At 48.6% G+C, this 11,859-nt stretch carries 8 protein-coding genes; all 8 read right to left on the bottom strand.

Annotated elements, in window-relative coordinates; genetic code table 11:
- Positions 1 to 45: 45 nt before the first annotated feature.
- Positions 46 to 2,037: a transketolase gene (gene tkt, locus L4D79_RS07920; RefSeq protein WP_428649662.1), complete on the bottom strand. Its 1,992-nt coding sequence runs from the start codon at positions 2,035 to 2,037 to the stop codon at positions 46 to 48.
- Positions 2,038 to 2,119: 82 nt separating this feature from the next.
- Positions 2,120 to 3,070 carry a transaldolase gene (gene tal / locus L4D79_RS07915; RefSeq protein WP_428649660.1) on the bottom strand — a complete coding sequence of 317 codons (951 nt, stop codon included), beginning with the start codon at positions 3,068 to 3,070 and terminating at the stop codon, positions 2,120 to 2,122.
- 442 nt (positions 3,071 to 3,512) lie between these two features.
- Positions 3,513 to 4,010: a DUF3016 domain-containing protein gene (locus L4D79_RS07910; protein WP_428649657.1), complete on the bottom strand. Its 498-nt coding sequence runs from the start codon at positions 4,008 to 4,010 to the stop codon at positions 3,513 to 3,515.
- Between the two features lie 184 nt (positions 4,011 to 4,194).
- Positions 4,195 to 7,038 carry a hybrid sensor histidine kinase/response regulator gene (locus tag L4D79_RS07905; protein WP_428649654.1) on the bottom strand — a complete coding sequence of 948 codons (2,844 nt, stop codon included), beginning with the start codon at positions 7,036 to 7,038 and terminating at the stop codon, positions 4,195 to 4,197.
- A gap of 187 nt (positions 7,039 to 7,225) precedes the next feature.
- Positions 7,226 to 8,716, bottom strand: a complete 1,491-nt coding sequence (locus tag L4D79_RS07900; RefSeq protein ID WP_428649651.1) for a transposase — start codon at positions 8,714 to 8,716, stop codon at positions 7,226 to 7,228.
- 363 nt (positions 8,717 to 9,079) lie between these two features.
- Complete coding sequence (deoD, locus tag L4D79_RS07895) at positions 9,080 to 9,790, bottom strand: purine-nucleoside phosphorylase (RefSeq protein ID WP_428649649.1); 711 nt, start codon at positions 9,788 to 9,790, stop codon at positions 9,080 to 9,082.
- A gap of 64 nt (positions 9,791 to 9,854) precedes the next feature.
- A complete protein-coding gene (locus tag L4D79_RS07890; protein WP_428649646.1) occupies positions 9,855 to 10,025 on the bottom strand; it encodes a XapX domain-containing protein in 171 nt (56 codons plus the stop codon).
- 429 nt (positions 10,026 to 10,454) lie between these two features.
- Complete coding sequence (locus L4D79_RS07885) at positions 10,455 to 11,762, bottom strand: amidohydrolase family protein (RefSeq protein ID WP_428649643.1); 1,308 nt, start codon at positions 11,760 to 11,762, stop codon at positions 10,455 to 10,457.
- Positions 11,763 to 11,859: the final 97 nt, after the last annotated feature.

Below are 11,859 nucleotides of genomic sequence, written 5' to 3'. Positions count from 1 at the left end.
CGCCTTTTATTCTTTAACAGCTAACAGCTAACAGCTAACAGCTAATTAGTTCAGCAATTCTTTTGCAGTCTCAATGACGTTCTCAGTCGTGAAGCCAAACATCTTGAATAGCTCGCCTGCTGGTGCAGATTCACCGAAGCTTGTCATACCGATAATACGGCCGTCGAAACCAACGTACTTGTACCAGAAGTCAGCAATACCCGCTTCGATAGCAATACGTGCAGTCACGTCTGATGGCAGAACCGCTTCACGGTAGGCTGCGTCTTGCTTGTCGAATGCGTCAGTCGATGGCATAGATACCACACGTACTTTCTTACCTTCTGCAGTCAGCTGTGCAGCTGCTTCTACCGCTAGCTCTACTTCAGAACCGGTTGCGATAAGGATTAGTTCTGGCTTGCCTTCACAATCTTTCAGGATGTAACCACCCTTCGCGATGTCAGCAACCTGTGCTTCAGAACGTGGCTGCTGGGCAAGGTTCTGGCGCGAGAAGATCAGCGCTGTTGGGCCGTCTTTACGCTCGATAGCCAGCTTCCAAGCCACTGCTGATTCAACTTGGTCACATGGACGCCATGTGCTCATATTTGGTGTCAGGCGAAGTGACGCAATTTGCTCAACCGGTTGGTGAGTCGGACCATCTTCACCCAGACCAATTGAGTCGTGAGTGTACACTTGGATGTTCTGAATTTTCATCAGAGCTGCCATACGCATAGCGTTACGCGCGTATTCCATGAACATCAGGAAGGTCGCACCGTATGGTACGAAACCACCGTGTAGCGCGATACCGTTCATGATCGCGGTCATACCGAATTCACGTACACCGTAGTGGATGTAGTTGCCCGAGAAGTCGTTCGCTTCTAGCGACTTAGAACCAGACCATATTGTTAGGTTAGAAGGCGCAAGGTCAGCAGAGCCGCCCATGAACTCAGGTAGCATCTGGCCGAATGCTTCAAGCGCGTTTTGAGACGCTTTACGTGATGCGATGTTGGCTGGGTTAGCTTGCAGATCAGCGATGATAGCGTTGGCTTTCTCTTCCCACTGTGCAGGTAGATCGCCATTCACGCGACGCTTGAACTCAGCGGCTAGCTCTGGGTGAGCAGCTTCATAAGCGGCAAGTTTTTCGTTCCAAGCGGCTTCTTTTGCTGCGCCCGCTTCTTTTGCATCCCACTCAGCAGCAACATCTGCAGGGATTTCGAATGGACCGTGGCTCCAGCCTAGGAATTCACGTGCTGCTGCGATTTCGTCGTGGCCCAGTGGTGCACCGTGACAATCGTGAGAGCCAGACTTGTTAGGTGAACCAAAACCAATGATGGTCTTAGTACAAATAAGAGTTGGACGAGGGTCCGCTTTTGCTGCTTCGATAGCAGCATTGATAGCGTCAGCATCATGACCGTCAACTGCTGGGATCACATGCCAGCCGTATGCTTCGAAACGCTTAGGCGTGTCATCTGAGAACCAACCTTCAACGTGACCATCGATAGAGATGCCGTTGTCATCCCAGAATGCGATCAGCTTGCCCAGACCTAGGGTACCAGCAAGAGAGCACGCTTCGTGAGAGATACCTTCCATCAGACAACCGTCGCCCATGAAGGCATAGGTGTAGTGGTCTACGATGTCGTGGCCGTCACGGTTGAACTGTGCAGCCATGGCTTTCTCTGCCATTGCCATACCCACAGCATTGGTGATGCCTTGGCCTAGTGGACCGGTTGTTGTTTCGATACCCGGCGCATAACCATACTCTGGGTGGCCTGGAGTTTTAGAGTGAAGTTGACGGAAGTTTTTCAGATCGTCAATTGATAGCTCGTAACCTGTCAGGTGAAGCAGTGAGTAGATCAGCATTGAACCGTGGCCGTTAGACAGCACAAAGCGGTCGCGGTCAGCCCACTCAGGGTTCTGTGGGTTGTGGTTCATGTGGCCACGCCACAATACTTCGGCAATATCAGCCATACCCATAGGTGCACCTGGGTGACCAGAGTTTGCCTGCTGTACACCGTCCATGCTCAAGGCACGGATTGCATTTGCCAACACTTTACGTTCCATATTTGTATCCACTATGAATTTGTCTTAATCGAAAAAGGAAGAAAGCGGCAATTGGCCGCTTTCTAAAATTATATCTGCAGGGTTATAGACGCTCTGCAATCATGGTTTCAAGTTTGCCCTGATCGACAGCGAAGTTACGGATACCTTCTGCGAGTTTCTCAACAGCCATTGGATCTTGGTTGTGATCCCATAGGAACTCAGCGTGAGTCATTGCTGCAGGACGCTCTTTAGTGCCGTTAGAGTCGATTAGCTTCTCTACAACCTCACCTTCTGCTGCTTCTAGTTCAGCGAGAAGTTGAGGTGCGATAGTCAGACGGTCACAACCAGCAAGTTCTAGGATCTCGCCAATGTTACGGAAGCTTGCGCCCATAACGACAGTCTTGTAACCGTGCTCTTTGTAGTAGTTGTAGATGCTAGATACAGAAATAACACCTGGATCTTCTTGAGCTTCAAAATCGCGGCCTTCTTTGGCTTTGTACCAGTCCATAATGCGGCCAACAAATGGAGAAATCAGGTAAACACCGGCTTCGGCACAAGCACGCGCCTGAGCAAATGAGAACAGCAGGGTCAGGTTACAGTTGATACCTTCTTTTTCCAGTACTTCCGCAGCACGGATACCTTCCCATGTAGAAGCCAGTTTGATCAGGATACGGTCATTTGAAATACCTGCATCGTTGTACATTTTGATCAGCTGACGCGCCTTGCTAATGCTGCCTTCAGTGTCGTAAGAAAGACGGGCATCAACTTCGGTAGAGATACGGCCAGGAACCACGTTCAGGATCTCTTTACCAATGCTTACAGCCAGCATGTCACAGGTGTCTTGGATTTGTTGTTCTTTGTTGTCACTCTGTGCTTTTGCGTAAGCAATAGATTGTTCGATAAGAGGAGCGTATTCGGCAATTTGAGCCGCTTTAAGGATCAGAGATGGGTTAGTGGTCGCATCTTCAGGCTTGTACTTACTGATAGCTTCAATATCGCCAGTATCAGCAACAACAGTAGTTAGCGCGCGCAGTTGTTCCAGTTTAGTGCTCATAAATATCGACCTTATCCTCGTTGGGCTTTGTTTCAATGCTAGCTAAAATTCCGGCTAGTAAAGTCATAATTACGTCTTCTTAACCTTTCCTTATCAGACCAAAAACAAAGTTGGTGAGCAGATGGATCGCTTAAGAACAATTGATGATTCGATAATTAGCGTTTTGACATATTTTGTCAATCGGAAATCTTCTCAAACCCTGATTTGATCTCATTTTTCACGAATGTAAGGCTGTGAAGAGCGCATGTGTAACTTGTTTTGGCCAAAAATCGTAAATGAGCAGGAATCATAGTTTTGAGCATATGATCCATTGGTTGATCATATGGAATGGCGTGAGACATTAAATTGTCGAAAGTTTGGCTCTCTTCTTCGCAGCGATTTTTACGCGGCAAGTATTTCACAGGTTGAAATGGCACCGAAGATGGGGGAATAGGATATAAACCTAGAGTGTTTTTTTTCCCCAGTTTGTAATGAGCTGTTTTTCATAGGCAAAAGGGCGGTCCCGAGACGGGCCTATCACGCTGCTGAGATAGCCAAGGTTGCTGATTTTTTCGTTCCCTTGCTTTAGAACGTTATCACCTTGAATCACCTGGTAGCTAAAAGTGATACGTGGGGGCGTCGTGTCGGTGAGTACACGCATATCACGGGCAAGCTGTGGCCGGTAACGAACCTCTCCCGCCAAATCGAGATCAGTGACTGTTACCTTGAGCATTTGCCCGTGGGTGAGATTTTGCTCAGCGGTTTTGGCAAATACATCCGATAGGGCCTTGAGTACATGCTTTTCATAGCGTAATTGGCTTTGGGCGACCGTTTTGATATCCCGGTAATTATCGACACCTTGCCATTCGATGGTAGCCTGAGGGTAAGCGAATTGCTGCTCGGCAAGCGCAGACCAAGACGTAAGGAATAACAGGGGGAATACAGTCAGTCTTTTTAGCATACGCCATGCAATCCTTGATTTAATGCTCCGGTTTAAGTGTAGCGGATGAATTTATAAAATAGTGGACGGCTACATGTTAAATGAGGACGAGAGGTAAGCCCTCCTCTCTTTCTGTACCCATATAGTGGGCCGAAAGAGAAGAGGGGCGAAACGCTACGTTTGGGACTGATGCGCTAAACACGGATTAAAAGAGAGACTCCCCGAGATCTTCAACATCACCGAGCTGCTGATGTATCTCGTCGATGGCGGCGCTCAAGGCTAGGCGCAGTGACGATAGGTCTTGTTGGCTTGGCCATTGGTTTTGTTTCAGCTGCTTTTCAACGAGCATGGCACTGTGCTGCACCTGGGTGGCACTGATGCTACCTGCAACCCCTTTGAGTGAGTGGCTGACCAAAATGGCTTGTTCAAAATCCTGTTGCTCAATAGCGCTTTCTAACCGTTCGATGTCATTACCATGCTCGGCTGCAAACATCTGTAGGAATTGGGCCGCCATGGCACTGTCATTATCCATCATGTCCAATAATGGAGTGAGTTCGATATAGCGGAAATCTGCAGGATCTAAATTAGCACCGGATTGGGTGGAGTCTGTGAGTGCCGTTAATTCGTTATCCACTGACAGGGTTTCTACATCATCGTCAGTCTCTGCAGGCGCTGCGTATTGGTTATGGAGTGATGCCATCCGGGTGATTTTGTGTTTGAAGCGTTGCAGGGCATCAACCAGTTTACGTTCATCCAGTGGTTTGGTGATCATGCATTCCACCCCGGCCTTGAGCATATTGCGCTGGGTTTCGGCAAAGACATCGGCAGTACAGGCAAATATCGGTATTTCGCATGCTGGAGGAGGAAGCTTGCGGATCCGCTGGGTCGCTTCGATACCATCCATCACTGGCATATGGTTATCCATCAATATCAGGTCGAAGGCTTGGGTTTCCAGTATTTTCAATGCTTCGGCACCATTTTCGGCGATGGACGGAATAAAGCCCCTTTGCTTAAGAAAACTTTCAATGATCAGTACATTGAGGTGGTTATCCTCGACAATCAGAACTTTGAGACCAGCGAATGCTTGGCTGTCAAAGGCAATGTCATTGCTTTCTTCGGTAGTATATTGGCCCGGTTGCAATATGACAGAGACATGGAACGTAGAGCCGGATCCCTGCTCGCTGGAAACGGAAATTTGCCCACGCATTAGTTGTGCCAGCTGCTTGACGATACTCAACCCCAGCCCTGTACCGCCAAAGCGGCGGCTAGTTGATGCTTCTGCTTGGGCAAAAGGGTCGAATATTAGGTCGATGCGCTCAGCAGGAATGCCAATGCCGGTATCGGTAATATCCATGTGGAGGTATTGATCGCCACTTGATTCACCCGTGGTGAGTGACAACGATACCGATATCTTGCCTTTTTCGGTGAATTTAATGGCATTACTGATGAGGTTAAATAAAATCTGCCGGATCCGTGCCTTATCAGCATAAAACCACTGGCGGCGGTCAAAATTGCATTGGATATCAAATTCGATGCCTTTTTCCTTCGCCAGAGAATAGTAGGTACTTTCGATAGCTCCAACCAAATCGGTAAAGCAAAAGTGGGTGGGGTCGAGCTTCAGTTGTCCCTGCTCAATCTTGGAGAAATCCAAAATATCATTAAGTAGAGCCATCATGTGCTTACCTGACTCGAGCAGGGTGCGCATATGCTGCTCTTGCTCCTTGTTGAGGTCAGTCTTGAGTAGCAGCTGTGATAGGCCAAGCATCCCGTTCATCGGGGTGCGGATTTCATGCGATAGGTTGGCAAGGAAAGCGGATTTTGCCCGGTCTGCTGACTCAGCCTTGTTCAGGGCCTGATTCAGGCGCTGGGTATCGCTGGCGATTTTGTCAGCGCCTTGATTCAATGCATCGTGGAGAACTTTGAATTCATGGGGGCCTTTGAATGTATTGCTCCGTGAGTAATTACCAAGTTTGAACTGGGCGGCAAACCGGGTCAGGGCCGCGATAGGCACGGTGATGTGCTTGGTCAGCATCAAAGACAGTACGATGACGATACCTGCGGTAAGCAGCAGCACCAGTAAGAAATACTGCTGAAGGTAGTCGATGGTGGCTGTTACCGTGTGCTCGGGGGTGATTGAAGCGAGGTACCAGTCACCTTGACCCGCCAGGTGGACATTAAGTGGGGCAAGGGTCGTGACCATCGCTTGTCCCTGGCGGTTGTTAAAGCTGTGCAGGTCCCCCGGGCTTTGACTGTCAGCTTGTCCGCTTTGCTGGGAAAGTTGTAATTGTTGGCGGATATAGGCCTGGAAGTCGTCAAATATCGTTAGCCTTATGCCTTGGTGGCGGCCTGAAAGTATGATCTCAGCGTTGTGGTTGATCAGCATGATGTAGTCGCTGTTGCTGATACGCTCGCCAAGGAATGTCAGCTGTGCGTTGAGCTCATCGAGCTGGTAGCGGATAACCAGATAGATTTCGTGCGTATCATCGGCATGATGCTGATGGGTTACCGTACTGATGATATAGAGGTAGGCGATATCGTTTTGGTATTGTGGTGGCGAAATGAGAAGCTTGGCCTTACCGCTGCTGAGTTCAGCAAGCTGCTGGGTGATACCTTCCAGCCCTGCTTGTTCCAGAGTCGCTTCAATGCCCGTCGGCAACGTATCAGCAGAGCTGGCGACAGTCGTTAATGTTTGCTGGCGTGCTTCGATTAGGTCAATTTGATTGAAGCTAGGATCGACGTCAGACAACTCCTTGAGGTAGTTGCTGATAAAGGTTCGCTGCTCTGGGGAGTGGCTTTCTTTATGCTCCAGTATCGGTAGCTCGAAAACAGGCGAGCTGGCGAGCTTGCGGATGCTCAACAAGCGCTGGGCGAGGATATCATCAAGGTTGTGCGCAGCCAATTCGGTACGGCTGCTCAACCCCTTGGCGATTTGCTCGGTTGCTACCGTTGTCAGTTTATCGCTGCTTAGCCAGTTATAGATAAAGGCAGGTACTATGCCGATAAACAGCATACTTCCGAGTAAAATCGGCTTAATTCTATTGGGTATCATCCGTGAAAATCCATTCAGTTACAGCTGGTGGCTCGATAGGCCTACTTATCCTACTGAGCGCTTTGTTAAGAGTGTGATATATCTTCCATGAAATGATCAACTGCAATAGTGAAGAGATGGGGAGAAATTGGATCTCCCCATCATTATTTGGCTTGTTGGTGTGAATCTGCCGTTAAGCAGTGAGAAATCAGCTAAGAAGTTGCTCGAGGGTCAACGGCGTCGCAACCAGTCCCATTCGCTGGGCCGGGGTGATGCCCTCTTTATCTTGGTGACATAAGTTGTGCCATGCGCGATAGATATCGAGCAAAGGTAACAGGCCGCCCGGTCGCAGTTTACGCCGTGGTTCATTGATGAATTGGGCAAATTGATCTTGGAAGCGCTGTTGGTATCGCGTAATAGCCCTGTGGGTGGCAACCTCCAGCCATTTCCCTTCGTTATCCTTTTCGCCGCCTAAATGGCAGATCCCTTTGCTGATTTCGTTTTGACGGGTGAAAGCCCAGCGGTCACGCCACCATCCCATCAGTACAATATCAATCCGTCCTGCCTGCTGGCCATGTTGCCATTCGGGATCGGTCTCGACATAAATCGGATGGATGGTTTTGTCCTTGATGCGATCGCAAAAAATAGAGACACAGGCTGAGCGGAGCAAGGTTTCTTGCGGCATATAAATGGCAAGCTCTTCATTCTGAATGAGCATTTGTTGCAGGTGCATATAGTGGGCATACGCCGTGTATTGCGGTCGGATCAAGCAGCCTTTGGACGGGTAGTTCAAACGAGGCTTACTCGACAGCGGGTCTTCGAAATTTGGCCGTGCCATGATTTGTCGGTAGACCGCGTCGATATGGGCAAGTAATCCCTGCGGCATTGCGCTTGGGGCTTCAACCAGTTGTACGGGTGGGGCGGCCATAAAACGTGCACCGTCGGTGTACGGGTCATGCCATTCGCTACACTCTTCGTGTTCATCGGGTTGGTAGTTGATATCTTGCGCCAAGACGTAGCCGGACTCGGCTTCGCTGCTGGCTACCCAGAGAACACCGTTCCCGCTATTGGGCTGCAGTTCACTGACATCCGAGGCTAATGCTAACTGTGGTACATGTTTTACCAAGCGGGCATCAAACATGGCGAGCTGGCGGCGACAGCGACTGGCAATATGCGATAGCTGATCGTAGAACGATTTGGGGTTCATGTTCAGGCGTCGGCAGATATCCCGGACCGGATAGCCAGTAAACAGCATAGCGAGCAATTTTTGCTGAATAAGGTTTTTGCCGTTAAAACCCGACCAGCGGTCAACAAAGGTCGCTTGGCAGCATTTGCAGCGGTAGCGCTGGCGATCACCACTGAAACCAAAAGCATGGTAGAGGTGGCGGTGGGTCAGTACCGGTAGTCCAAGGTTTTCGCACTCGGGGTTACTACAAGCCGGCATACCGCTGCTTTGCTGCTGCTTGAGGCGCAAGGCTTCTTCTACTACGTCATGGTTATTGATTATCGGAGGAAATGCCCCGCACTCTTTGCAAACCAACATTGGCTTGTTCGGATTGTTACGCTGAAGGACGTAATGTTCAGGGTCGGTTGAACCAAAATGGCTGCAGCTGACGGTTTTACAATGATTGAGTTGGTGACCGTTACAGGCTTGGGGAAGTAACGAAGCGTGGTTGTCGATGCGGCGTGTATTCATCATGGCAGCCTAACCTTATCCATGGGCTTAAGCAACAAGCGCGTTATGTGTATTCGTTGGCAGGGGAGATCCCATAAGGGGGGTGGTACAGAGCAGGTATCCCCTGCTCTGTACCATTAGTCACTACAACGGGCTTTGTCTTGAAATCTTCGCCGGCATTCCATCGCGAGTGCCATTCAAATTGTGTAAGACGCCACATTTTACAAAATTTTGAGCTGCTTGATATCCAGCCAAAGCAATGCTGTAGAAACTAATAATTCTCGTTATCTGTCATACCGATACCATCTGAACAAATGGTATTGGTATAAGTTCGCACGTTAAGGTGTGGCCGATGAATCGGGGTTACATCGGCCACAGGTAGGTTCGTTATAGCTTGATGGCCGTTTCCAGAGCAACGTTCATCATCTGTGCAAAGGATTTCTGGCGATCTTCAGAGCTTAGTTTTTCACCACGCTTGATGTGGTCAGAAACTGTTAGGATAGTCAGTGCTTTCGCGCCCAACTCAGCGGCAACACCGTAGATACCTGCTGCTTCCATATCAACGCCTAGCATGCCTAGTTTTTCCATTTTGTCGAACAGATCGGCTTCTGGGCTGTAGAACAGGTCAGCAGAGAAAACATTACCAACACGTACCGGTACATTTTGAGCGCGGGCTTCGTTTACAGCGGTCTCTAGCAGGCCGAAGTCAGCGATAGCGGCAAAGTCGTGGTCGTTGAAGCGAATACGGTTAACTTTAGAATCCGTCGACGCACCCATACCAATGATGACATCCATCAGTTTAACGTCGTCGTGTACTGCACCACAGCTGCCTACGCGGATGATGTTCTTAACGCCGAACTCTTTGATTAGCTCGTGTACGTAGATTGAGCATGATGGGATACCCATACCGTGGCCCATTACAGAAACACGCTGGCCTTTGAATGTACCGGTGTAACCGAACATGTTACGAACGTCACAAACAAGTTGAACGTCTTCTAGGTAATTCTCTGCAATGAATTTCGCACGCAGTGGATCGCCTGGCATCAGGACTGTTTCTGCAAAATCACCAAGTTCAGCATTGATATGTGGGGTAGCCATAATTCACTCCAGGTATGTTGTTTGTACGTTATGTTGTCGCTGTATCGTTTTTAAAAATGTGCGTTTAAGAGAAAAAACGTTCAACGATGCTTTGGTAGGCAACGCCGCCAAGGTAAACACCGACGATTCCCATAATGCCAGGTAGCACCGGTGGCGCTGGCAGTGGAAGTTTTATGGCCGAGAAAAATAGACCAACAATTAATCCTGCAAATATCGCAAGCAGAATCTCATTCATGTGTTTACCCTCATATTCATTGTGTAATTCGACGTCGTTGGCTGCTCTAAAGGCGCCTTAGTTTGCGTTGTCGTTTTGATGGATAAAGTGTAAGCAAGGGTGTCATTGAATCTCGCGATCCTGATCACACTTTATTGAGTTATTAATCAAAAATAGCATGTTGATTACCAATTCTGTTGAAAAGGTGAGGGGTATCGTTTGCGTAAAAGGCAAGCAATACCCCGTAAATGGATTTTTGTTTTTGGTTTAAGTTTATGAAAATTAAATTTTTATTGTGTTTATTGTCGATAGAGGGGGATTAATGAAACGCAATGAAACAATATGAGTAAAAATGTGATGTTGTAATGGATTTCATTGGTGTTGAAAACCAATATGGAAAAAATACACCTATCTAAAAAACCAAATGCCATCTCGTCTCGCCAGTTATTTTTACTGAGAATCGTCATTGCCGGGAAGAGTGGGGCGGCGATAGATAGTCTTCCCTTGTTTGATGGTTTCGATAATTTCGATGTCTTTGATAAGACTTGGTGCAATCGCCATCGGGTTCGCAGAGAGGATCACGGCATCAGCCTGCTTTCCCGGTACCAGTTCACCTTTATTATCATCTTCAAAAAATTGGAAGGCGGCATGGGTGCTCATCGTTTGTAGGGCTTGCTGGGGGGTTAGGCGTAACCCACTGCCCATGATGTCTTCCTCTTTAGTTACCCTATTAACCGCAGACCACAATGCCAAAATGGTATTAGCAGCCATTGGACCAGGGAAACAGATGTTGCTGGCTGGCAGACTACCCTCTAATGCTTGCTTTATCGGGCTCTGACCATTAGCACGGCTGAGGCCGAGCTTTTCGACATCGTCTTCTCCTTGTTGATAGATATTGCTGGTGTCAAAGCAGCCGATTATTCCCAGTTTGGCATACTGCTGTAATTGGTTATTGCGCATAAAACGCGACATTACAACGACATGGCGCTGATCTTGTCCGGCATTGAGTTTTAGGTCATAGCCGGCTTGGATAATGGCATCGATAGCGGCATCGCCCATGGCATGGATAAAGATTTGGAGCTCATTTTCGACAACCAATTGGAATAGGCTGTAAAAGGTGCTGAATGGCAGTAGAGATTCGCTACGCCAACCTGCTGCAGGTAAGGCCGGGCTTTCTTGGTAGGGGTAAGCCATCCAGGCTGTGTAGTCTGAGGCACTGCCGTCAAGGGCCAGCGAGAACCCTACCACTTTTAACCTGTTGGTGTACTGGCCAAAGGTGAATTGATCATCATCGACTAAGGTTTCTATCTCACTGATATTGGGAATTGCGATGATATCTAATCGCAGTTCGTTAGCGTTAGCATGTTGAAGCAAGGTCTCGAGCTCTGTGCGGTTGATACCGATATCGACTAGCGTTGTGATCCCTTGGCTGGCGAACGAGCGTTGGGCTTGTTCAACATCGGCTGTTTGTTCAAGGTGTTTGGAAAACTCACTGTTGCCGGCAAAAAAACCAGGGATCATGGTGTTGCCATCCAAGTCGATGATTTGTGTGATATCGCCTTGGTGGCGCATGACTCCGATGCGGGTACCTATGGCCTGTACTCTACCGTTTTTAAATGCAATCGCAGTGACTTTCTCGGTATGGGCTGACAGGGTAAGGATGGTGCCGTTGATATAGATAGTATCGGCATCCGGTGTATCGTCTGTACTGTCACAGCCACTCAGGGCGAGGAAAAGCAAGGCACAGAGATATCGCATGATCAAGGCTCCCCTCCAGACGACATGGCGAATTGAAAACCCGTTTCATGAGTATAGGCAGAGTTGAGCCGCTGCACGGAAAACAACAATGGAATTG

Origin of the sequence: Photobacterium satsumensis, from assembly GCF_050336935.1 — a bacterium.
In the GTDB taxonomy this organism is placed as follows: domain Bacteria; phylum Pseudomonadota; class Gammaproteobacteria; order Enterobacterales; family Vibrionaceae; genus Photobacterium; species Photobacterium satsumensis.
This window is presented reverse-complemented; position numbering and strand designations above follow the sequence as displayed.

Coding starts and splice junctions, on each gene's coding strand:
- tkt (WP_428649662.1), bottom strand. CDS start 2,037: ATGGAACGTAAAGTGTTGGCAAATGCAATCCGTGCCTTGAGCATGGAC.
- tal (WP_428649660.1), bottom strand. CDS start 3,070: ATGAGCACTAAACTGGAACAACTGCGCGCGCTAACTACTGTTGTTGCT.
- L4D79_RS07910 (WP_428649657.1), bottom strand. CDS start 4,010: ATGCTAAAAAGACTGACTGTATTCCCCCTGTTATTCCTTACGTCTTGG.
- L4D79_RS07905 (WP_428649654.1), bottom strand. CDS start 7,038: ATGATACCCAATAGAATTAAGCCGATTTTACTCGGAAGTATGCTGTTT.
- L4D79_RS07900 (WP_428649651.1), bottom strand. CDS start 8,716: ATGATGAATACACGCCGCATCGACAACCACGCTTCGTTACTTCCCCAA.
- deoD (WP_428649649.1), bottom strand. CDS start 9,790: ATGGCTACCCCACATATCAATGCTGAACTTGGTGATTTTGCAGAAACA.
- L4D79_RS07890 (WP_428649646.1), bottom strand. CDS start 10,025: ATGAATGAGATTCTGCTTGCGATATTTGCAGGATTAATTGTTGGTCTA.
- L4D79_RS07885 (WP_428649643.1), bottom strand. CDS start 11,762: ATGCGATATCTCTGTGCCTTGCTTTTCCTCGCCCTGAGTGGCTGTGAC.